The sequence below is a fragment of the Brevibacillus schisleri genome, from assembly GCF_055685845.1.
This window is the reverse complement of the sequence record NZ_JBVNDM010000001.1, coordinates 1758537-1779274: the sequence shown is the minus strand read 5'-3', so window position 1 is coordinate 1779274 and position 20738 is coordinate 1758537. Positions and strand designations below refer to the sequence as shown.

Here is a 20738-nt window from a genome sequence, read left to right as displayed (position 1 = left end):
GCTGAATTTTCAAACAAGAGAATCCTTTTTACAAAAAGAAAATCCCGTGCCACCTACGACACGAGATTCTTATCCAAATATAGTTGTATTCCCCAAATGACTAGCAAGATTTGCGCGATGCAAAAGAGCGGGAGCAGAATGCGAAAAGAGGTATGCTTGGTCTTATGCCGTTGAATGAGCATACCCTCAAACGCCCCAATCCCTCCTCCTAAAAATGCGACCAAAAAAAGGCTCATTTCTGGAACCCGAAAACCTTTTTCTTTAGCCAGACGCTTGTCTGCCTGCATCAGGTAATAAGCATAGCCATTCACCAGTAAAGCTCCTGCCGCCAGCACCCAAACATTCGAATTGAAGTATCCGACCAAGAGGAGGGCCCAACTAATAACGAGCAGCAACATGAAATTGCGGCGGTGGGCAGCTAATTGTTGATGGTACATTTCTTATTCTCCTTTTGCCCGATATGCCCGATTTGCCATAAACTGCTTGCGTACGAAAAATACCACAGCCAATACAATCACGATCACCAGCAAAGCGTAGAAACCGTATTTACGGATGACCTCGATAATGGCTTCCACATTATTACCGAATACATGGCCGAGAAAGTAAAAGGCAATGGTCCAAATCAACCCGATCGGATATGATAGCACCGCATAACGCCGGAACGTCATACCACCAAGCCCGACCAAATAAGGTACGACATGACGGACAACCGGAAATAAGTAACTGATGCAAAGAGCAGTAGTTCCATACTTCTCCAGCAAGCTCGTTGATCGATTCACGGCGTTCCTCATTTTCTCGGTTTTGCACAGCCACTGCAATATCGGTTTCCCAAAGTACTTTCCAAGTAAAAAGCCAATCGTCAATCCGGAGGCAACCCCTAAATATCCCGCCAAAAAAGAATACCAAGGGTTTAACATGCCAATGGAGGCAAGAAATCCTCCTGTAGCGACAACCAGCTCATCGGGAATCGGCAAGCCTACAATCCCCAGCCAAAGCATGAAAAAAATCGCTACGTAGCCGTATTGCTCTATGATGGACATTAGCAGGTCGACTTCCATGAGGCAAAATCCCCTATCCTTGCCACAGTGCGGTCATTTCTTGACATACTAGCAGCTATGGCATCGCACGATATCTGACTCTATGTATTACGTTATGAACCTCAAAAATGGTACTTGTTTATTTTGCAATAGATGTACGTATTTTATCAAGCACAGATACAACAGACGACCCTATCCTGATAGATGCTTGAGCGCTTCACGCCTGGACAAACTCGCAAGTGGAGTCGCTTCTACAAATTCACGTACGGCTTTGGGATTTGTTTTCGCATACTCTCTCAACGCCCAGCCGATTGCCTTCTGAATAAAAAACTCTTTGGAATCCGCGCATCCTTCCACCAAAGAAAAGAGCAGCCGCTGATCGGTCTTGTCCTTGTACGACAATTGAAATAAAATTGCCGTTCGTTGCAGCCACATGTTGGTCCCATCCATCCAGGCTGTCGTATTCGGTTCGATCAGTTCGGGATGCACGGCGAACAATTTGCCCGTTGTATGGGAAGCCAAATAATCGACGGTATCCCACCACGATTTTGTCGTGATCAGTTCGACAACGAACGGTAGATGGTCAGGGGTGAGACGCTTTTTGGACTTCTCGAGTACGTCAAGCGCTACATACTGGTACTCTCGCGCTGGCAAAGCCCACAAGAAACGAACGACCTGCTCCCAATCTTCGGGTACACCATAATCACGAAAGATTTGTTTGGTCAGTTCTTTGCGCTGTGGTGATTTTATCCCCAGAAAAGGAAATTGATTTTTCATGTACTGCGCCATGGGGCCAGCCACAATCGAATCACCCTGTGCACGCAACCGTTCCTCGACAGCCACCGTATACTCACTCGCGTTCATTCGCGTCTCCTCCTCCCCCCCCCATCTGATCATCCGGTCATTTAGCCTGCTGCTTGGACCTCCTGCTTGACGACAGCAAAAGCATTTTGCTCTTCGTCTTTGTACGGATAATACACGACGAGTGTAAAATCTCCCTCGACAAGCTCACCGGTCTCCATCCATTTTTCAATATCAAAGGTCACCTTGGCAGTCAGCGTGTGCTTGAAATAATCCTTTTCCAACGCGGCATGTGCCGCAAAATCATCGCGGAGTCGCTCACGCTGCTCGGTTAGGACAGCAAACGTTTGTTGCATCTCTTCCTTGTCCATGACATCCTCCCACCACAGCTTGCGCGGGCGATGCTTCTGGTTGCGCAGGAAATCGAATTTCATCATGCTAAGCACATGACCCATACCATCCACTTCCTGGAATTGCAAAAACTTCTGCAAACGTACGAACAAATCCTCTAATTGATGACCGATTCGGCCCCAACCCTGTTTTTCCCAATAATCACCAAATGCCTGGAAGAAGTCAAAAGCCGTTTCGAACTGATTCGCCAAGAGCCATTCCACTGTATAGTCCATCCGGTGCGCGTTCCAGTACTTTTCCAAAATGTCTTCTACACGCTTGATTTTTTGCATGTCATCAAAGGAAAGGACGTTATTCCCCAAAATTTCGTAAGGAGCCTCATCCATAAAAATATAGCCATGATTAGCCGCACGCGCACGAACGCCTGTCCCGCGCAGCATTTTCAAAAAGCCAAGCTGAAGCTCCTCCGGGCGCAGACCAAACACGTCGTTGAAGGTTTTGCGGAAGGACGCATAATCTTCCTCAGGCAAACCAGCGATCAAGTCCAAATGCTGATCGATTTTTTTCGAATCCTTGATCTGTGTCACTGTACGCGCAAGGCGATCGAAACGCTGAATCCGCTGAACAAGGCGGTTGGTCTCATCATTCGTGGACTGAACCCCAATCTCGAAGCGGAAAATGCCTGGAGGTGCGTTCTCTGTCAAGAAGTCGAGTACGTCCGCGCGCAAAATGTCTGCCGTGATCTCGAATTGAAAGACCGTGCCATTGTGGTTATCGATCAAAAACTGAAAGATTTCCAACGCATATTTCTTATTAATGTTAAACGTTCGATCCACGAACTTGATCGTTTTGACGCCGTGATTGATCAAACGCATGAGATCTTCTTTTACTCGTTCCAGACTGAAATAGCGTACGCCGTCTTCAATCGAGGACAGACAGTATTGACATTTAAACGGACAGCCACGGGATGCCTCGAAATAGACGACGCGGTTGTTCAGCTCGTCCAGATGATCCGCGTATGGGGAAGGAATGCTGTCCATCTCTTCAACCTGCGCACGCGGCATGGAAAAACGTACGTACTCCTCTTCGCGATAAGCGATTCCGGCTACATCACGCAAGCGCGGAGGCTGCTTGGTTTGCAGTGATTCCTGGTACACCTGCAAAAGCTCCAAGAAGGTTTGCTCCCCTTCACCAATGCAGATGACATCGATTTCAGGATGCTTCTTCATCCATTCGTCCGCATCATAGGTCACTTCTGGTCCGCCGAGGATAATCGGAACATCCGGGCAAATCTTTTTCAGCGTGCGCATGACACTGAGGGTCTCACGAATGTTCCAGATATAACAGGAAAATGCAACGACATCAGGCTTGCGCTTGTGTATATCTGCTACTATATTTAACGTCACATCGTTGATGGTATACTCCACCAGCTCAATCGAAGGAAATGCTTCCTGCGCATAGCTTCGCAAATAACGCAAAGCGAGTGAGGAGTGAATAAACTTGGCGTTTAAAGTCGATAGTAAAATCTTCATGGATGGGTCTACTCTCCTTGCAAAATTCGGCACCAAAAAACCATCTTCAATCGATGGTTCAGGTCTGACCGATCTTTTTCCTTTCGTAACAGTACCATACGAGGCTAGTAACGGCAAATCGTTAACGGTTTAACTCACGCACCACATGCCCTAGCTCCGGCACGATCAACCGATTCATCGCCAATCGCACCGCACCTGTTGAACCTGGCGTGGAAAAAATCATTTTCCCTTTCCGTGTCCCTGCAATCGCACGACTGAGCATCGCTGCCGAACCGATGTCTTCTGTAAAGCTCAACATCCGAAACAGCTCCCCAAACCCTGGCATTTCCTTATCGAGCAAGCCAGAAACAGCCTCAAAGGTATTGTCTCGGGGCGAAATGCCAGTACCGCCATTGAGAAGAATGACTTGAACGTCTTCATGTGCGATTCCCGTTTCGATCGCAGCAATGACCTGTACAGGCTCGTCCTTTACTATTTGATAAAGCGCAACGCTGTGACCGGCTTCAGTCAATAGTTGCTTCATTAATTGCCCGCTTTTATCTGTATCCTCTGACCGGGTATCGGAAACGGTGATGACCATGCATGTGACTTGCTTGGGCGATAGCGCCTTGTGTTCCTGCGTACTCATCCGTATTTTCCTCATTTCTTCAATATATATCTCTTCTCATGATACCATGTTCCGGTTTCCAATACCCTCGTCGTTCTGGCAACAATTTCTTCACTCCCTATACCCGAGATGCTTCGCTTTCCTATATAATGCTGATGACTGCTATTTTTTTGACAGACAAGGAGGCGTGCGCGAATGCCAGAGCGACCATATTTTTCTTTTCATTTCCACAAACAATCGCACACACCGATCTATGTACAACTCGCTGAACAATTGAAAACAGCGATTCTTCGTGGTGCCTTTCTTGTAGATGGACAACAATTGATATCGCTGCGAGATATGAAAACAATTAGCGGCTGCTCGTTGGAGACAGTCAAAAAAGCATACGATCATCTTGCGTTGGAAGGCTGGCTGGAAGCTGTGCACGGGAAAGGTTATTACTTGACGCAGCTTGCCAAAGAAGCTCGTTTAGAAAATCGCCTCCCGCTCACAGATATTCCGATCGCTTCCCTAGCTGATTCCTCCCCTCGTCCTAGCGAAGAGCTGGTGAAACGATTGCGTGGTGCTTTTTATGAGAGCCTGACCGTCTTGGATGAACCGTCCGCGCAAAAGAAAATCAGGCGTACACAAGCTGCCAAGGTTTTTGCCGATCACCTCGGCCGCCGGGGGCTTCCTCACTCACCTGAGCGCCTCCTGCTTTTTAATAGAAGTACGAGCGGCTTCGCCTTTCTTGCCCAGCGTGTCATGAATTCACGTGATGTCGTCTATGTGGAGGAGTACAGCTATCCCGTATTTCTTCGCTTGTTGAGTCAGTGCGGAATTACCGTTCGCCCGATTCGCATGGATGAAGAAGGCGTTTGTATTCAAGCTCTCACAGAAGAGCAGGAGCATTACCCGGCGAATTGGCTTTTGATTAACCCGCATTATCAATTTCCTACCGGTATCAGCTATTCGTTGAAACGAAAGGAAGAACTACTCGAATGGGCGCAAAGCCATAACGTACGACTTGTGGAAAACGACCATTATGGCGACCTCTGGTTTGAAGAACCGAGTGTTCCGCTGTACCAGATGGCTGCACAGGCAAAAAGCCCTGTGGAGGTCTACTATCTGCATTCGTTGTCCAAAACGCTGGCTCGCGATCTGCAATTGGGCGTATTGATGCTTCCTTCTGATTTATCGGATGACGAGTTGGAACGCTACAGTCAGCTTGTTTCCATGACAGGAGCAGAGCCATCCTTGCTCGTCGTGGAATCCGCCGTTCGCCTCCTCGATGATCCATGGTTTTATGAAGAGTTTCTGACGGATCGTCGCGCCCTGTTCCAGACCCGCTTCCTGCGACTGTGGCAGGAAAGACGCCAGGCACTCCCTGATCATGCACGGATGTACCCCATTTCAGGGGGCTTAAATACGTGGATCAAATGGGGCACGCCAACCGCAAGAGCAACCGAACAAGAAGAGAGAGTCGTCGCTATTCTGCGTGAGGAAGGACTCGAGCTGACTGGCGGTCATGCTTTTCGCGTAGCAGATGAGCCCACCGACATTCTGCGCTGCCCGTCTGTCCGTTTTCCACTCGCTCCACTGGAAGAACGAGAGTTGAAGCATTGGCTTCACCGATTGGGTGCAGCCCTACTTCGGTAAGTTTTCCAAGGGAAATACCATACTAAGAAATGGATTTCCCTCTTTTCCTTTTCACTAGACTCAAAAAAAGCCGAGGTATAACTGCTATGATTAAAAAAATCGTAGAAAAGCTTCACCTTGATCCACCAAAAACGCTTGTTCTTGGGTTTTCCTTGATTATCTTCTTGGGAGCGCTGCTTTTGACACTCCCGGTCGCTACAGTTGATGGGCTTGGTCTGCATTGGCTTGATGCGCTGTTTACAGCCACCTCTGCTACATGTGTAACAGGCTTGGTTGTCGTCGATACCGGAACGACTTTCACTACCTTTGGTCAACTCGTCATTTTATCGCTCATCCAAATTGGCGGACTCGGCTTTATGACGTTCGCTACCTTTTTCGCACTAATCATGCGCAAAAAGATCTCTTTGCGCGAGCGACTCATTCTGCAAGAATCCCTGAATCAGATGTCGATGGAAGGTATCGTTCGTTTGGCCAAGATGATCCTGATCTTTACTGCCCTCACTGAGCTGATCGGCGGTGTGCTTCTCTCGATACGCTTTGCCTTTGATTTCCCATTGCCTAAAGCGATCTACTTCGGCTTTTTTCATGCAATTTCTAACTTTAATAATGCTGGCTTTGATTTAATGGGGGATTTCGCCAGCTTGACAGCCTACGTAGATGACCCGGTCGTCACGCTTGTTGTCTGTCTGCTGATCATCCTCGGCGGGATCGGATTCATGGTTGTGAGTGAGCTGTACGATTACCGTCAAACGCGCCGTCTTTCGCTACATACGAAGGTCGTTTTGTCTACGACCGGGATATTAGTTGTCGCAGGAACTGCTCTGATCTTTATTTTGGAGTATGCGAATCCGAAGACCTTGCAGCCTTTGTCTATGATGGGCAAAGTGCTTGGCTCTCTTTATCAGTCAGTGACAGCACGTACGGCTGGTTCGAACACCTTGAATATCGGTGACATGTATCAGTCATCCCTATTCCTCATTATTCTGTTAATGTTCATCGGTGCTTCCCCTGGATCAACGGGTGGCGGTATCAAGACGACGACATTCGCCACACTGGTTGGTGCTGTTATCGCCCAAATGAAAGGAAAAGAAGACGTGATCTTCTTCCGGCAACGCATCCTGCCTCACATGGTCTACAAATCGCTGACATTGACGATGATCTCCTTGTTTATTGTCCTTGTCATGACAATGGTGCTTTCCATTACAGAGACAAGTGCCCGATTTGAGATGATCCTGTTCGAGGTCACTTCTGCGTTTGCTACGACCGGATTGTCCATGGGGCTAACTCCTCATCTGACTCCAATCGGGAAAATCCTGATCGTATTGACGATGTTTGCCGGTCGGGTAGGGCCTCTCACCATTGCCTTTGCCCTCGCACAACGCAAGCAAAAGGAGTACTTCCGCTATCCAAAAGGGAAGATTACAATCGGATAAGTCGTATCATAATGGAGAAAACCCTGCCAGAGCACCGAAGGACTTTGGCAGGGTTTCGTTTTGTGTATGATTTATTGTGTTTGCCACTGTTTGGACAGCTCGTCGCGAACCAGTTGGCCCATCTCGATTGTACCAATCGCTTTGCTTCTGTCTGCTGCGATATCGCCCGTGCGATGCCCTGCTTCCAGTACGGACCAAACCGCGTTTTCCACCGCTGCTGCCGCTTCATCCATTCCGAGAGAGAGACGAAGCATCATCGCTACGGACAGAATGGTTGCCAGCGGATTGGCAATGCCTTTTCCAGCAATGTCAGGGGCAGAGCCATGAACCGGTTCATACAGGCCAAAGCTGCCAGCTGCCAGACTCGCCGAGGACAGCATCCCAATCGAACCAGTCAGCATCGCTGCCTGATCACTCAAGATGTCGCCAAACATGTTTTCTGTCACGATGACGTCAAACTGTTTGGGTTCACGCACGAGTTGCATCGCGCAAGAGTCTACCAACTGGTGAGACAACTCTACATCTGGATAGTCAGCCGCTACTCGCTCGGCTACCTTGCGCCAGAGGCGGGAGCTTTCGAGGACGTTTGCCTTATCTACAGATACGAGACGCTTATGGCGTTTGCGGGCAATGTCGAAGCCAACTCGAATGATTCGCTCGACTTCCGCTTCATGATAGATGCACTGATCTTCTGCGACTTCACCGTTTGGACCGTCATAGCGTTTTTTCTCACCGAAGTAAATCCCCCCGGTCAGTTCACGTACAACGATCAAGTCAACGCCAGAAACGACTTCTGGCTTGAGGGTGGACGCATCCACCAGAGAGCTGTGCATGGTAGCTGGGCGAATATTCGCAAACAATCCAAGTGCTTTGCGAATGCCGAGCAACCCTGTTTCTGGACGAAGATGCCCAGGATTCTGATCCCACTTCGGTCCGCCAACGGCTCCCAAGAGCACAGCATCCGCTTGCTTTGCCAACGTTACCGTTTCTTCTGGCAACGGTGTTCCATCCGTATCGATTGCGATCCCACCGATCCGGCCTTCTTCACATGTAAAAGTGACACCTTCAAGTTCCCCTACGAGTGTAAGGACTTTGACCGCTTCCTGCATGATTTCTGATCCAATACCGTCTCCAGGAAGAACGGCGATGCGATAGTTTTTCTTCATCGTTTATCCCGCTTTTCTATACGTAATGGTTTCCGAACGCTGCTGGTTCCTATGATCCTATCCACTTTAAACCCTATCTTTATATCGTTGCACTGACAGGAGTAGGCTCGCCTCGCCGCTCCATGATCTTGTTGACTGCCCGTACATAGGCAATGGCACTTGCTTCCAGCACATCCGTACTCACACCGCGTCCTGTTACGATCAGATCGTCCTGTTGAAGGCGTACGAACACTTCACCCAACGCATCTTGTCCATGGGTAACAGAAAGAATTTTGTAGTCGACGAGGGAGACTTCTTCTCCGGTAGCGCGGTCAATCGCTTTGTAGATAGAATCAACCGATCCATTTCCACATGCGGCTTCTTCGCATACCGATCCGTCGGCACGAACCAGTCGCACACTCGCTGTCGGAACGGAAATGTTGCCGTAAGCGAGCTGCACGGATTCCAGCTGGAACGCTTCAGGTCCGCGAACCATCTTGGAATCGACTAATGCGAGGATGTCATCATCCGTGATTTCTTTCTTCTTGTCGCACAATACTTTGAATGCTGCAAACGCTGCGTTTACCTCTTCTTGCTCCAGGTGATAACCCAGATCAACCAACTTTTCTTTGAAAGCATGGCGGCCAGAGTGCTTGCCGAGAACCAGTTTGTTTGACTTGAATCCAACCGATTCCGGACGGATAATTTCGTACGTAGTGACCTCTTTTAACACACCATCCTGGTGAATACCGGATTCGTGCGCAAACGCATTTGCACCTACGACTGCTTTATTTCCTGGCACGATCATCCCTGTCAAACGGCTTACCAGCTGACTGGTCCGTGCGATTTCTTTCAAATTCAGCTTGGTCGTCGCCTGGTAGTAATCCTTGCGTGTCTCCAACGCAAGCGCCACTTCTTCCAGAGCAGCATTTCCTGCGCGCTCTCCGATTCCATTAATGGTACCCTCTACTTGCGTAGCTCCACCCTCGACAGCAGCAAGACTGTTGGCGACTGCCATCCCGAGGTCATCATGGCAATGGCAGCTCAGGCGAATCAGATCAGTAGATGGCACGCGCTTTTTCAGCTCTCGGAAAATGTTTCCGTATTGATACGGCGTCATATAGCCAACCGTGTCTGGAATATTAACCGTGGTAGCCCCTGCCTTGATAACCGCCTCTACAACCTCTGCCAAAAAATCGATCTCGGTACGCGCCGCATCCTCTGCGGAAAACTGAACTTCCGAAAAATACTTTTTCGCATAGGTGACCGCTTCCACCGCCCGAGCAAGGACTTCTTCCTTGCTCATGTTCAGCTTGAACTGACGGTGAATCGGAGATGTTGCGAGAAAGACGTGGAGGGAAGCGTTTTGTGCGTTGCGAAGCGCTTCGTATGCCTTATCCATGTCGTCTTTTACGGCACGAGCCAGACTGACGACGGTTGCATTCTTCACCCGTTTTGCAACTTCGGCCACAGACTTTTGGTCACCAGGGGAGGCAGCAGCGAAGCCCGCCTCCATTCTGTTTACGCCCAGCTTCTCGAGTTGAAGGGCGATCTCCACCTTTTCGTTCGTGCTAATATTGACGCCCGGAGACTGCTCCCCATCGCGCAGAGTCGTATCAAAAATCTCAATGGTCCGCATGAACTTTTCACCTCCACATTTTTCCCTACATTATATATACATTTTTTACACACTTATTTATTGACCAATTTTCACTTCTTCTTTTTTCGTATCTTTGTTGATCCAAGACATCATGCCACGCAGCTGCTCCCCTACTACCTCGATACCATGTTCGGATTCCAGACGGCGACGGGAAGTGAAGCCAGGACGGTTTGCTTGGTTTTCCAAGATCCAATTGCGAGCAAATGTACCGTCTTGGATTTCTGCCAGTACTTTTTTCATTTCTTTGCGAGTCTCATCTGTGATGATGCGACGGCCTGTGCTGTAGTCACCGTACTCAGCAGTATCACTGATGGAGTAGCGCATACGAGCCAAGCCACCCTCGTACATCAGGTCAACGATCAGCTTCAGCTCATGCAAGCACTCGAAGTAGGCAATCTCAGGAGCATAACCTGCTTCCACCAATGTATCGAAGCCTGCTTTTACCAGCTCGCTTGCGCCACCGCACAATACTGCTTGCTCACCGAACAGGTCTGTTTCTGTCTCTTCACGGAAAGAAGTTTCGATTACGCCTGCTTTTGTGCAACCGATACCGCTGGAGTATGCGAGTGCCAGATCTTTCGCGTTGCCAGTTGCATCTTGGTAAATGGCGATCAAACCAGGTACGCCGAAGCCTTCTTGGTATACGCGACGAACCAGGTGACCCGGGCTTTTTGGAGCTGCCATGATTACGTCTACATCAGCTGGTGGCACGATTTGCGCGTAGTGGATGTTGAATCCGTGTGAGAAGCACAGTGCAGCGCCGGATTTCAGGTTTGGAGCGATCTCGTCGCGGTATACTTGTGCTTGACGCTCATCTGGCATCAGGATTTGTACTACGTCAGCGCGTTTGGTTGCTTCTGCTACAGTCAAAACTTCAAAACCGTCTTTCGCTGCGACATCCCAAGATTTCCCTGGGCGAAGACCCACCACTACTTTATAACCGCTGTCGCGCAGGTTTTGTGCTTGTGCATGACCTTGGCTACCGTAACCGATGATTGCGATTGTTTTTCCGCGCAGTACCTCTTGTTTTACGTCCGCTTCATAATACATTTTTACCATTTGTATAGCCTCCCTAAAAATGTTTAGTTTGAATTTCTATTCTGAAATTTTTCATTTTAAACCGTTGCTGCGGCTGTTGCTGGAACAATACTGCGCGCCATCGCTACTGAACCTGTTCTTGTCAATTCAATAACGCCGTAGCTTTGTAATAGTACGAGCAGCGCATCAATCTTTTCGGTGTCACCCGTTACTTGCACGATCAGTGAGCTAGGACCCACATCGACGATCGCGGCACGGAACGGCTCGACAATTCCTTTTAACTCTGCCAGCTGGCTGGGCGATGCCGTCACTTTTATCAGTGCCAGTTCCCGTGAAACAAAAGGGTTCTCACTGAGATTCGTGACTGAGATGACATCGATCAGCTTGTGCAATTGCTTCATGAGCTGGTTGATTTGGCGGTCATCTCCCCCGGTTGAAATGATCATCCGAGACAGCCCCTGTTCTTCCGTGCCTCCCACCGTAATGCTGTCGATGTTGAAGCCACGTTGGCCGAACAGTGTCGCTACTCTAGTCAAAACCCCTGGTTGGTCGTTGACGAGTACGGAAATGGTATGTTGCTGCATCCTAATCGTCCCCCAATTCCATCTGATCTAGTGTGTTGCCTGATGCAACCATCGGATATACGTTTTCTTCCTGTGCAACTCGGAAGTCCACCACGACTGGTCCATCATGCGCAAGTGCCTCTGCCCAAACTACTTCGGCTTCCTCTGGCGTGTGTGCTCGCAAGCCTTTAACGCCATATGCTTCCGCCAGTTTGACAAAATCCGGGCTGCACGTCAGATCGATTTGGCTGTAGCGGTTATCGTAGAAGAGCTCCTGCCATTGACGAACCATTCCCAAGCACTGGTTGTTCACAATCGCTACTTTGACCGGAATGTTGTATTGGGAGACGATTGCCAGCTCCTGGTTAGTCATCTGGAATCCGCCATCCCCTACGACGGAGATTACCGTTCGATCTGGGTGAGCGATCTGTGCGCCAATTGCTGCCGGGAAGCCGAAGCCCATCGTGCCGAGACCACCGGAAGAGATAAAGGAGCGCGGGTGCTTGAACTTATAGTATTGAGCTGTCCACATCTGGTGTTGTCCAACGTCTGTTGTGACGATCGCTTCCCCATCTGTGGAGTTGTACAAGAGTTCAATCACTGCTTGTGGCTTCAAAACGTCGCCATCTTTTTTGTACTTGTACGGATATTGTTCTTTCCACTCTTTCAACTGACTGATCCAAGCTTCTGAATCACAAGCTTTTGCGAGCGGAATTGCTTTTGCCAGCGTACTCTTCACGTCGCCTGCTACTGTTATCGCTGTGTCTACGTTTTTCCCCAGCTCTGCTGGATCGATGTCGACGTGTACGATGCGGGCTTTTGGTGCGAACTCCTTCGTGCGACCCATCGTGATCCGGTCATCAAAGCGTGCTCCCAGACCAATCACACAATCCGCATTCAAGAGCGCTTGGTTCGCTGTGTAATTTCCGTGCATCCCCGGCATTGCCAACGATAACTCGTGTGTTCCGGGGAAACCACCCAATCCCATGAAGGTGTTGATCACCGGGATGCGTGTTTTTTCAGCAAAGTCGCGCAATTCTTTTTCTGCTTGAGCTGCAATGATTCCCCCGCCCGCCAAAATGACTGGACGCTTCGCTTCACTAACGGCTTTGACAAACTCTTGTACTTCTTCGTCGTTTGGTACGAGTGAAGCGCGGTAGCCGCGAATTTCCACTTTATCCGGGTAGGTAAAGGGTGCCTTCTCATTGGCGACGTCTTTTGGAATGTCGATCAATACTGGGCCAGGACGGCCAGTTGTCGCAATGTGGAACGCTTCCTTTACAATCCGCGGGAGATCGCGAATATCGCGGACAAAGTAGCTGTGCTTCGTAATCGGGATGGTAATTCCCGTAATGTTTGCCTCTTGGAACGCATCGGTACCAATCAGTGACTGTGCCACGTTACCCGTGATGCAGACTAGCGGAACCGAGTCCATCTGAGCGGTTGCAATCCCTGTTACAAGGTTCGTTGCTCCCGGACCAGAAGTGGCGATACAAACACCCGGTTTGCCAGTCGCTCGGGCATATCCGTCAGCAGCGTGGATAGCGCCTTGCTCGTGGCGAGTCAAAATGTGCTTGAAGTAGCTCCCGTACAGAGAGTCATAAATGGGGAGAACCGCCCCGCCTGGATAGCCGAAAATGTATTCGACCTCCTCCAGGATCAAACAGCGAAGCAGTGTTTCTGCTCCTGTCACCTCTTCCCCGAACTGAATCGGTGGAATGCCGTTCTTTTTCTGCAATTCGGCCATTTCAACACTCATTGCTCTCTCCTCCTCCCAATTCCAACAGGTATTGAAAATAACTATAGACACATAGAAAAACCCTTTCGCCCCGACACGGTTCGATTTCCATGTCTTTTGGGGCGAAAGGGTTCGCGGTACCACCCAACTTTATCGGCGCCTCGCGGTCAGCCGATCTCAGCCAGTCACAACAAATGTGGACTGTAACACGTTAACGGGTGTTAATCGGTTTGGCCTACTACCTGCAAAGCAAGTTTCAGCAAAACGGCTCGGAGGTGAGCAATGCGACGTACCCTATACCCGTTTCTCAGCATCAGGGCTCTCTGTAAAAGGGGAAACGCGCACCGTCCTCGTCATAGCCTGCTATTTAAAAAATATTTTCAATATTGTTGTTGTCAGAATAAAGTGTTACGTCTGATTATAGCTAGGCACCTAGGGGGTGTCAACGAAAACAAAAAGATTTTACTGGACTTTCGTCCGAACGAATGCTCAGTTGGAAATGGCTTTACAGCGCGGTTTTTGCGTGAAAGCGGATACAATAAAGCGGTCAAAACCGTTTTGTTGACCGCAAGCGGTCGCGTATACTTTTATGAAAAACGTCGAGACGTTATCACCAAACTTGTCCAGTTTTTGCAACGGAAAAAGAACAGCTTTGCCGTCCCTCTCCTGCTCTTCCGGTTCCGTTTTATTGCGGAGCTTTTAATCCCTCAATCAAAATCATTGCGACTTCCGGACGTGTAAATTCCGGAGGTGGCGTCATCCCGTTTCTCAACATTTCCCTCACTTTTGTTCCCGATAACGTCATATGAGAATCTCTGTCATGTGGGCATGTCTTGGTCGTCGCCATCCCTTGGCAGACGTTGCAGTAAAAGCTGTGCTCAAAAAAGAGCAGCTGGATACCGAGCTCGCCAGGCGCAAACTCGGAAAAGATGTGCTGCGCATCATACGTGCCGTAGTAATCGCCTACCCCTGCGTGATCACGGCCGACGATAAAGTGTGTACAACCGTAATTTTTTCGTACCAATGCGTGGAACACCGCCTCACGCGGACCTGCATATCGCATAGCAGCCGGAAAAGCACCGAGCAGTACACGGTTGTGTGGATAGTAATTTTCCAGAAGGGCGAGATAGCTTTTCATTCGTACTTGTGCAGGAACATCGTCAGATTTCGTTTCCCCCATCAATGGGTTGAGAAAAAGGCCATCGACAATCTCCAATGCGGCTTTTTGAATATACTCATGCGCCCGGTGAACGGGATTGCGCGTTTGGAAACCAACCACCGTTTTCCAGCCATTTTCTCGAAATCTTTTTCTGGTTTCTGCCGGCGTCAAATAAAAATCAGAGAAGCGCTCAGGCTGTGGCTTTTGCAGAATTTCTACAGGCCCACCCACGTATAGGTTTGGCTTTTCAAACAGCTTTTTCACACCGGGGTGAGCGAGATCCACCGTGCGAAAAACGAGCTCTGCCTCACGCATTTTATCTGGCACAAAGCAGCTTTTCACGTGCAAAATCGCATAGTCCACGCCATCTTCCCCACGTAACAGAATGCTGTCGCCAGGCACAAGATCGTCGTGCTCATCTGCATCGACAGCCAATGTCACCGGCAACGGCCAAATCGCTCCATTGGCCAGACGCATCGTTTCCACGACCGTGTGGTAATCCTCCTCTTCCATGAAACCAGTCAACGGCGAAAATGCTCCGATGGCAAGACATTCGATGTCCGACAGGGTCCATTTGTCCACGATAATGGTTTTTTTGATCCCGTGCGGCAAAATCGCTTGCTTCACATCTTTCCCTCCTGCGCTGTTCATTTGTGCAGACCGCATTCGGTCTTTTCGAAGCCAGCCCACCGTCCCGACCGGGAATCTTGGCCAGGCAGGACAGCGCGCGTGCATACTCGGCAGCCAATGCTTGGATAGTTCCGGTCGTGCAATGGATTGTAAGGGACATCATGTGCATGGATATATTCCCACACCTGGGCCTCCGTCCAATCTGCTAGCGGATTGAATTTGACCAGGTTGAATTTTTCGTCCCACTCCACTTTTTTTGTATTCGCTCGAGTAGGTGATTGCTCGCGGCGAATGCCTGTAATCCACGCCTGATAGTTGGACAGGACGCGCTTTAATGGCTCTACCTTCCGAATCTCGCAGCAAAGATTCGGTTCTCGCTCCCACAGTTTGTCACCGTGTTTTTCTGCCTGCTCGGCTAACGTCACCTGTGGCTGCACTTGAATAAACGTCGTGCCGTACCTGACTTGCAGCTTGTCACGCGTATCGTACGTTTCAGCAAAATGAATGTTGGTATCGAGGTAAAATACAGGAATCGTGGGAGCCAATTTGTGCAGCATGTCGATTAAAACGACATCTTCAGCACCAAAGCTGGCAGCTAGAATCAGACTCGCTGCATAGTTTTCTACGGCGTTCACAAGCACGTCTTGGGGCGCTTGAGTCTCCAGTCTGCTTGCCCATTCCTGTAATTCCTCATCCGCCATTTTCTGGCGATTGCTCATCAGCGAAACTCCTCTCTTGCTAGGATTCACCCACCATCATATGCCTAGTGACTGGAAGTGGCGCATCGTCCACCTATATCCAACTCGCCCAAACCAAACGGTCATGATCGTTTGATTGAATGCAAGCGGGCGATGTTTCGATCCCCAGATGAGAGAGGACGCTTTTCACAGGAAAAAAGCCGCCAGACAGGGTCTGACAGCTTTCTTCTGCTTTATTTCTCCTCTTTTTCGTTTACGGTGGGGGCGAAAATAAAAGAGGCCCCGGTTTGTTGCGTGTTTTTGACCTCGGTTTTTTGAACCGTTGGTACGGCGTATGAACCAGGGGTTACCAAGGAAGGTAGTACCGTGTAAGAATCATCCTTGTCTTTTGCAAACGCTCCTGGCACGAGCAATGCTGAACAGACAACTGCTGTTACACCCATCATCATCCATTTTGGTTTTCTCATCTATGTCTCTCTCCCTATCCAATGTTTTCCTGTAACGCTTTTTATTGTATGGCAGTAGGGAGTCTGCTCGACACGGACGAAAGATTGTTTTTTTTCTCAGACTTGAGATGGATTCGTTTTTTCTAAAAGAAAAAGCATCCTGTTCGGATGCTTTAACCCATTAGTTTTTTTCTTTTTCGTTTACATTTGGAGCGAAAATAAATGCACTTCCTGCTGTTTGCGTACCTGTTGTTTGTGTACCTGTTACGGTATCTGTTTTCTGGGCTACTGGTGCCGTCGTGTTCGGAGCTGGGGCGAAGAAAGCATTCGTCACGGAATATGCGTCTTCTTTCTCTTTGGCAAACGCCCCTGGCACGACCATCGCCGAACAAACAACTGCTGTAATTCCTAACATCATCCACTTTTGTTTTCTCATTTTGATCTCTCTCCCTATCCAATGTTTTCCTCTTATGGCTTTATTGTAAGGGATCAGCCAGGCTGTCTAACACGGACGGAAGGTTGTTTTTTACTCAGACCTTGGGCGGATTCCGCTTTAGGACCATAGCCTAGTTCTATAAACAACGACGCGAATATGTTCGATCGCATTTTTGCTTACACATCAATCGTTGTCCTTGTATGTTTATACAGCTCTTCAATCGTCTGTCCTTTTGCTCGGGCAAGTACCTCCATGCGCACACTCAGTTGCTTTTTCGCAAACTGCTGCAAATCAGTGATCTTCACTCCGAATGCACTCACCCCTTGTGGGTCATCCATCCAGTCGTACAGATGAGTTGCCATCGGAGCTAACTCATCCATCTTTTTGGCAATGACATCGTAAATATGCGGATGCTCACAGATCAATCGCTGTAGCAGGAATGTTCCGTAGCTGATGTGCCGCGATTCGTCTGTCTTCAAATACCCTATTCCTTGCATCAAACCAGGCATGAGCCCCGTTTTGCTGAGTGCTTCGTAAAACGCATAGTAACCTGTCTCAGCGAGCACGCCTTCCACAAACATGTTGTAGACAGTAGAAGCTTCTGCGATGGCTTCGGGGCTTTTATCCGTCAATAGACGATGGAGTGCGTTCGGCAGGATCTCATGGAAAATTCGCTTGTACACATCATCGTGAAAATGATGCAGGTCTCCTGACTCGCCGATGTTGTCGAGAACCAACCGGAAAAACTCCGTATGCTTGGCCTCTTCAAAGAGGAAGGTCGTCAAAAACATTTCTTCCTCCAGTCGCCCTTCCTCTGCAATGACCATGATCAGAGGCAAAAGATCGAGGGTGACAGCCTCTTCCCCACCAAGAAAACCAGCAATCCGTCCCAAGGTTTCTTCCTTCTGCTCTGGATTCATATTCGCGTAATCTTCGCGGTCTTGTGTAAAATCAATGTCCTGCGGGTTCCAAATGCCGTATCTCTTCGCTTTTTGATACAACTGGTATGGCAGTAGCTCCTGATCTAATCCTTTTTGGCTGATCGAAACAAAACCATTCCTCATCCCCATCCAACCTTTCTTTTTTCTGATACGCCTTCTATTTCGAATGAATGAAAGAAGTTGTGAAGTTGTTGATTTATACCAATTCTATTCTTTACGCTCCAATCTGCGGTTTGATAAAATGAAGGCGCTGTAGGTTGATTATAGGTCAGGCTGAACGGTCGTTCATATCCCCAAAAATCAGGGGGTGTTTATCACTCAAATGGAGGTGGCAATCACTCCATGGTCAGTCCAGAGCTGAACATGTACATCGATCGAATCCAAGAAACGGCATATTACGAGGAGAAACTAGTGCTTGCTGTACGCGGTTTCGTGGATCTCTTTCCTTTTACGGGAGCCATTCTGTGCAATTACTCCACGCTCAGTCAAACAGGTGAGGGACTATGGTCGATTCTTGACCAAGAGTTATGCTCCATCCGAAATATCCGGGTAGACTTGCGCAATATGCCCCTAATCCAGCAGGCGATCCGTGAACAGAGAGCCGTACTACTAGATTCTGAGGCGATTCGTGAGTTACCGCCCCATTTAGTGTACGGCGCCCCTTATGCGCTCATTCTCCCTATCAGCTATGGGCCTAACGTACTCGGCTACGCCGGTATTTCCTGGCATCAGGATGGTTGTTCTGGCATCAACCGTCCTTTGGTACAATCTTTGAGCGCATACTGTTCGATGCTGGGCAAAGTATTGGCAACCGACTCTCTTCGCCCTAAAACCGCCAAGCTCTCACGCCGAGAAGTCGAAGTCATGCAGCGAATGTCATGGGGCGAAAGCGTTAAGGAGATGGCGAACTGGATGGGAATTAGTGAGTTTACCGTACAGGATTACATCAAGTCCGCCTTAAAAAAGCTCGGTGTACAAAATCGCGCACAGGGTGTGGCAGACGCTATTCGCCAACGAATCATTTGTTGAATAGAAATAGAAAAAACAACCGAATGTGAGCTCGGTTGTTTTTTCTTTGACTCAAACTTCTCTTTCTACGTTCTGATTTCTACCACGTTTCTCGGTGCTGTTCTCGTCCGTTGAATCTCCCTGATTTGAGAAGTAGTCAGATTGCGTCCCACAAAAATGAACGACGAGGTACGATTGTTGAAGCCAAAATTACCGAGGTTGGCAATATCTCGATTCCCCCGAAAGACACGAAAATCGCCTTGATAAGCGGTTCCTGAAAACAGAACGAGTGTCACTCGGCCATTATTCCCTGCTCGTAATCGAAAACTCGACAGTACGTCATTGAATTCAAGAGCCTGACACTGTCTAACTGCTACCCCACGTCTACGAAAACGAATACGACGAGCTTCAAAGTTTCGACCTGCCCATAGGCTTACTCGTAATTCTGCCATGCCACTCACCTCCTTCTATCTTTGCTATAAGATATGACAAGGAGATTGATAGCGTGTGGACAGGTGTAGGATGCTATTCGTTTGATTTTGCGCTCCAGACCACAACAAAAAAGCCGACCCTGCCCTCAATCGGGAAGATCGGCTCTTCTATTCAAAAATTAAGCGTTCAGTTTGCTTTTTGCAACTGTTGCCAGTTCGTTGAACGCAGTTTTGTCGTTAACAGCCAAGTCAGCCAGCATTTTGCGGTTAACTTCGATGCCAGCAACTTTCAGGCCGTGCATCAAACGGCTGTAGGACAGACCGTTCATGCGAGCTTGTGCGTTGATACGAGTGATCCACAGTTTGCGGAAATCACGTTTCTTTTGACGACGGTCACGGTATGCATACAGCAGGGATTTCATTACCTGCGCATTAGCGGATTTAAACAGGCGATGTTTGGAACCGAAGTATCCTTTCGCCAGCTTCAGGATTTTCTTATGACGACGGCGTGTAACAATGCCACCTTTTACTCTTGGCATACTAAACTCCTCCTGGTCTTTCCAGCATGGCGGCCTACTACTAGGCGCTTAGGGAGCTCATGCTGCGTAATGGTGTGTAATAAAGAAAAACTTACAGGTAAGTGAGCATTTGCTCAATACGTTTTTGATCGCCTTTGGAAACGAGTGCAGCTTTACGCAGGTGGCGCTTAGCTTTCGTCGATTTGTTAGCGAACAAGTGGCTACCAAACGCACGGTCGCGCTTCAATTGGCCGCTTCCAGTCTTTTTGAAACGTTTCGCAGCGGCCTTGTTGGTTTTCATTTTAGGCATCTGAAAAATCCTCCTGTCTAAACTACTATCTTACTGCTTTTCCGCTTTCGGAGCCAGAATCATGATCATGCTGCGGCCCTCGATCTTCGGCTTGCGCTCAGGCGTAGCGAGATCTTCACACTGGGCAGCTACACGTTCCATAACGCCTAGTCCAATTTCGGAGTGGGTGATTTCACGTCCACGGAAACGGATCGTACACTTCACCTTGTGTTGATCCTCCAAGAACTTGCGGACGTTGCGAAGCTTTGTTTGAAAATCGTGTTCCTCGATGTTAGAAGAAAAACGCACTTCTTTCAGCTCGATGATCTTCTGGTTTTTACGCGCTTCTTTTTCCTTTTTCGCCTGCTCGTATTTGAACTTTCCATAGTCCATGATACGGCATACAGGCGGCTTGGCTGTAGGAGCAACGTTTACCAGATCCAATTCAGCTTCCTGGGCAATGCGCAATGCTTCCCTAAAAGGTACGACTCCCAATTGGCTCCCGTCAGCACCGATTAAACGGACTTCACGGGCACGGATCGCTTCGTTAATTAACATTTGATCCTTGCTAATACTTGCCACCCCCGTCAATTTCGAGAAGGAACAAAAATGTGCGAACGCATTCTGCGCCCGCACATA

At 48.8% G+C, this 20738-nt stretch carries 22 protein-coding genes; 3 read left to right on the top strand and 19 right to left on the bottom strand.

Going from position 1 to position 20738, the window contains the following annotated elements:
- Window positions 1–53: 53 nt before the first annotated feature.
- The 5 genes from ACUUHJ_RS08965 to ACUUHJ_RS08945 all read right to left on the bottom strand — a co-directional run bounded on the left by ACUUHJ_RS08965 (window position 54) and on the right by ACUUHJ_RS08945 (window position 4349).
- Window positions 54–437 carry a DUF1294 domain-containing protein gene (locus tag ACUUHJ_RS08965; RefSeq protein WP_041749318.1) on the bottom strand — a complete coding sequence of 128 codons (384 nt, stop codon included), beginning with the start codon at window positions 435–437 and terminating at the stop codon, window positions 54–56.
- 3 nt (window positions 438–440) lie between these two features.
- On the bottom strand, window positions 441–1058 hold the full coding sequence (locus ACUUHJ_RS08960) for a DedA family protein (protein WP_012685353.1): 618 nt from the start codon (window positions 1056–1058) through the stop codon (window positions 441–443).
- 171 nt (window positions 1059–1229) lie between these two features.
- Window positions 1230–1901, bottom strand: coding sequence for a DNA alkylation repair protein (locus tag ACUUHJ_RS08955; protein WP_472298724.1), 672 nt, complete (start codon window positions 1899–1901; stop codon window positions 1230–1232).
- A gap of 41 nt (window positions 1902–1942) precedes the next feature.
- Entirely contained in the window at window positions 1943–3721 is a 1779-nt protein-coding gene (locus ACUUHJ_RS08950) for a B12-binding domain-containing radical SAM protein (protein WP_472298723.1), read from the bottom strand.
- Between the two features lie 121 nt (window positions 3722–3842).
- The gene (locus ACUUHJ_RS08945; protein ID WP_472298722.1) at window positions 3843–4349 is read right to left on the bottom strand and encodes a MogA/MoaB family molybdenum cofactor biosynthesis protein; all 507 of its coding nucleotides are present in this window, start codon (window positions 4347–4349) and stop codon (window positions 3843–3845) included.
- A 174-nt stretch (window positions 4350–4523) separates the two neighbouring features.
- On the opposite strand from ACUUHJ_RS08945, the gene ACUUHJ_RS08940 reads away from it, so the two are divergent.
- A complete protein-coding gene (locus ACUUHJ_RS08940; RefSeq protein ID WP_472298721.1) occupies window positions 4524–5966 on the top strand; it encodes an aminotransferase-like domain-containing protein in 1443 nt (480 codons plus the stop codon).
- Between the two features lie 86 nt (window positions 5967–6052).
- A complete protein-coding gene (locus ACUUHJ_RS08935; RefSeq protein WP_472298720.1) occupies window positions 6053–7399 on the top strand; it encodes a TrkH family potassium uptake protein in 1347 nt (448 codons plus the stop codon).
- A gap of 71 nt (window positions 7400–7470) precedes the next feature.
- Here the strand turns inward: ACUUHJ_RS08935 and leuB are convergent, their stop codons facing one another.
- The 10 genes from leuB to ACUUHJ_RS08885 form a co-directional block, all read right to left on the bottom strand.
- On the bottom strand, window positions 7471–8565 hold the full coding sequence (gene leuB, locus ACUUHJ_RS08930; protein WP_472298719.1) for a 3-isopropylmalate dehydrogenase: 1095 nt from the start codon (window positions 8563–8565) through the stop codon (window positions 7471–7473).
- Between the two features lie 79 nt (window positions 8566–8644).
- The gene (locus ACUUHJ_RS08925; RefSeq protein ID WP_472298718.1) at window positions 8645–10183 is read right to left on the bottom strand and encodes a 2-isopropylmalate synthase; all 1539 of its coding nucleotides are present in this window, start codon (window positions 10181–10183) and stop codon (window positions 8645–8647) included.
- A 57-nt stretch (window positions 10184–10240) separates the two neighbouring features.
- Window positions 10241–11263 carry a ketol-acid reductoisomerase gene (gene ilvC / locus ACUUHJ_RS08920; protein WP_012685345.1) on the bottom strand — a complete coding sequence of 341 codons (1023 nt, stop codon included), beginning with the start codon at window positions 11261–11263 and terminating at the stop codon, window positions 10241–10243.
- 56 nt (window positions 11264–11319) lie between these two features.
- Window positions 11320–11826, bottom strand: a complete 507-nt coding sequence (gene ilvN, locus ACUUHJ_RS08915) for an acetolactate synthase small subunit (protein WP_289676952.1) — start codon at window positions 11824–11826, stop codon at window positions 11320–11322.
- Between the two features lies 1 nt (window position 11827).
- Window positions 11828–13564, bottom strand: a complete 1737-nt coding sequence (gene ilvB / locus ACUUHJ_RS08910) for a biosynthetic-type acetolactate synthase large subunit (protein WP_472298717.1) — start codon at window positions 13562–13564, stop codon at window positions 11828–11830.
- Between the two features lie 664 nt (window positions 13565–14228).
- Window positions 14229–15368, bottom strand: a complete 1140-nt coding sequence (sat, locus tag ACUUHJ_RS08905) for a sulfate adenylyltransferase (protein ID WP_472298716.1) — start codon at window positions 15366–15368, stop codon at window positions 14229–14231.
- On the bottom strand, window positions 15350–16051 hold the full coding sequence (locus tag ACUUHJ_RS08900) for a phosphoadenylyl-sulfate reductase (RefSeq protein ID WP_472298715.1): 702 nt from the start codon (window positions 16049–16051) through the stop codon (window positions 15350–15352). Before ACUUHJ_RS08900 ends, sat begins: the two co-directional genes overlap by 19 nt.
- A gap of 212 nt (window positions 16052–16263) precedes the next feature.
- Entirely contained in the window at window positions 16264–16497 is a 234-nt protein-coding gene (locus ACUUHJ_RS08895; protein ID WP_016739055.1) for a hypothetical protein, read from the bottom strand.
- A 160-nt stretch (window positions 16498–16657) separates the two neighbouring features.
- Entirely contained in the window at window positions 16658–16912 is a 255-nt protein-coding gene (locus ACUUHJ_RS08890; protein WP_472298714.1) for a hypothetical protein, read from the bottom strand.
- Between the two features lie 176 nt (window positions 16913–17088).
- Window positions 17089–17982, bottom strand: coding sequence for a R2-like ligand-binding oxidase (locus ACUUHJ_RS08885; RefSeq protein ID WP_256973727.1), 894 nt, complete (start codon window positions 17980–17982; stop codon window positions 17089–17091).
- A 213-nt stretch (window positions 17983–18195) separates the two neighbouring features.
- On the opposite strand from ACUUHJ_RS08885, the gene ACUUHJ_RS08880 reads away from it, so the two are divergent.
- A complete protein-coding gene (locus ACUUHJ_RS08880) occupies window positions 18196–18882 on the top strand; it encodes a LuxR C-terminal-related transcriptional regulator (protein WP_289676944.1) in 687 nt (228 codons plus the stop codon).
- Window positions 18883–18947: 65 nt separating this feature from the next.
- Here ACUUHJ_RS08880 and ACUUHJ_RS08875 read toward each other — a convergent pair whose 3' ends face one another.
- From ACUUHJ_RS08875 to infC, 4 genes are all read right to left on the bottom strand, one after another.
- Window positions 18948–19313 carry a hypothetical protein gene (locus ACUUHJ_RS08875; RefSeq protein WP_041749316.1) on the bottom strand — a complete coding sequence of 122 codons (366 nt, stop codon included), beginning with the start codon at window positions 19311–19313 and terminating at the stop codon, window positions 18948–18950.
- A gap of 158 nt (window positions 19314–19471) precedes the next feature.
- Window positions 19472–19831: a 50S ribosomal protein L20 gene (gene rplT, locus ACUUHJ_RS08870; RefSeq protein ID WP_289676942.1), complete on the bottom strand. Its 360-nt coding sequence runs from the start codon at window positions 19829–19831 to the stop codon at window positions 19472–19474.
- A gap of 91 nt (window positions 19832–19922) precedes the next feature.
- Window positions 19923–20120 carry a 50S ribosomal protein L35 gene (gene rpmI, locus ACUUHJ_RS08865; RefSeq protein ID WP_012685334.1) on the bottom strand — a complete coding sequence of 66 codons (198 nt, stop codon included), beginning with the start codon at window positions 20118–20120 and terminating at the stop codon, window positions 19923–19925.
- A 30-nt stretch (window positions 20121–20150) separates the two neighbouring features.
- The gene (gene infC, locus ACUUHJ_RS08860; RefSeq protein WP_035984450.1) at window positions 20151–20657 is read right to left on the bottom strand and encodes a translation initiation factor IF-3; all 507 of its coding nucleotides are present in this window, start codon (window positions 20655–20657) and stop codon (window positions 20151–20153) included.
- Window positions 20658–20738 lie beyond the last annotated feature (81 nt).

What these genes read in the sequence shown, in the direction of transcription:
- ACUUHJ_RS08965 (WP_041749318.1), bottom strand. Translation starts at nt 437, where the DNA reads ATGTACCATCAACAATTAGCTGCCCACCGCCGCAATTTCATGTTGCTG.
- ACUUHJ_RS08960 (WP_012685353.1), bottom strand. Translation starts at nt 1,058, where the DNA reads ATGGAAGTCGACCTGCTAATGTCCATCATAGAGCAATACGGCTACGTA.
- ACUUHJ_RS08955 (WP_472298724.1), bottom strand. Translation starts at nt 1,901, where the DNA reads ATGAACGCGAGTGAGTATACGGTGGCTGTCGAGGAACGGTTGCGTGCA.
- ACUUHJ_RS08950 (WP_472298723.1), bottom strand. Translation starts at nt 3,721, where the DNA reads ATGAAGATTTTACTATCGACTTTAAACGCCAAGTTTATTCACTCCTCA.
- ACUUHJ_RS08945 (WP_472298722.1), bottom strand. Translation starts at nt 4,349, where the DNA reads ATGAGTACGCAGGAACACAAGGCGCTATCGCCCAAGCAAGTCACATGC.
- ACUUHJ_RS08940 (WP_472298721.1), top strand. Translation starts at nt 4,524, where the DNA reads ATGCCAGAGCGACCATATTTTTCTTTTCATTTCCACAAACAATCGCAC.
- ACUUHJ_RS08935 (WP_472298720.1), top strand. Translation starts at nt 6,053, where the DNA reads ATGATTAAAAAAATCGTAGAAAAGCTTCACCTTGATCCACCAAAAACG.
- leuB (WP_472298719.1), bottom strand. Translation starts at nt 8,565, where the DNA reads ATGAAGAAAAACTATCGCATCGCCGTTCTTCCTGGAGACGGTATTGGA.
- ACUUHJ_RS08925 (WP_472298718.1), bottom strand. Translation starts at nt 10,183, where the DNA reads ATGCGGACCATTGAGATTTTTGATACGACTCTGCGCGATGGGGAGCAG.
- ilvC (WP_012685345.1), bottom strand. Translation starts at nt 11,263, where the DNA reads ATGGTAAAAATGTATTATGAAGCGGACGTAAAACAAGAGGTACTGCGC.
- ilvN (WP_289676952.1), bottom strand. Translation starts at nt 11,826, where the DNA reads ATGCAGCAACATACCATTTCCGTACTCGTCAACGACCAACCAGGGGTT.
- ilvB (WP_472298717.1), bottom strand. Translation starts at nt 13,564, where the DNA reads ATGAGTGTTGAAATGGCCGAATTGCAGAAAAAGAACGGCATTCCACCG.
- sat (WP_472298716.1), bottom strand. Translation starts at nt 15,368, where the DNA reads ATGCGGTCTGCACAAATGAACAGCGCAGGAGGGAAAGATGTGAAGCAA.
- ACUUHJ_RS08900 (WP_472298715.1), bottom strand. Translation starts at nt 16,051, where the DNA reads ATGAGCAATCGCCAGAAAATGGCGGATGAGGAATTACAGGAATGGGCA.
- ACUUHJ_RS08895 (WP_016739055.1), bottom strand. Translation starts at nt 16,497, where the DNA reads ATGAGAAAACCAAAATGGATGATGATGGGTGTAACAGCAGTTGTCTGT.
- ACUUHJ_RS08890 (WP_472298714.1), bottom strand. Translation starts at nt 16,912, where the DNA reads ATGAGAAAACAAAAGTGGATGATGTTAGGAATTACAGCAGTTGTTTGT.
- ACUUHJ_RS08885 (WP_256973727.1), bottom strand. Translation starts at nt 17,982, where the DNA reads ATGGGGATGAGGAATGGTTTTGTTTCGATCAGCCAAAAAGGATTAGAT.
- ACUUHJ_RS08880 (WP_289676944.1), top strand. Translation starts at nt 18,196, where the DNA reads ATGGTCAGTCCAGAGCTGAACATGTACATCGATCGAATCCAAGAAACG.
- ACUUHJ_RS08875 (WP_041749316.1), bottom strand. Translation starts at nt 19,313, where the DNA reads ATGGCAGAATTACGAGTAAGCCTATGGGCAGGTCGAAACTTTGAAGCT.
- rplT (WP_289676942.1), bottom strand. Translation starts at nt 19,831, where the DNA reads ATGCCAAGAGTAAAAGGTGGCATTGTTACACGCCGTCGTCATAAGAAA.
- rpmI (WP_012685334.1), bottom strand. Translation starts at nt 20,120, where the DNA reads ATGCCTAAAATGAAAACCAACAAGGCCGCTGCGAAACGTTTCAAAAAG.
- infC (WP_035984450.1), bottom strand. Translation starts at nt 20,657, where the DNA reads ATGTTAATTAACGAAGCGATCCGTGCCCGTGAAGTCCGTTTAATCGGT.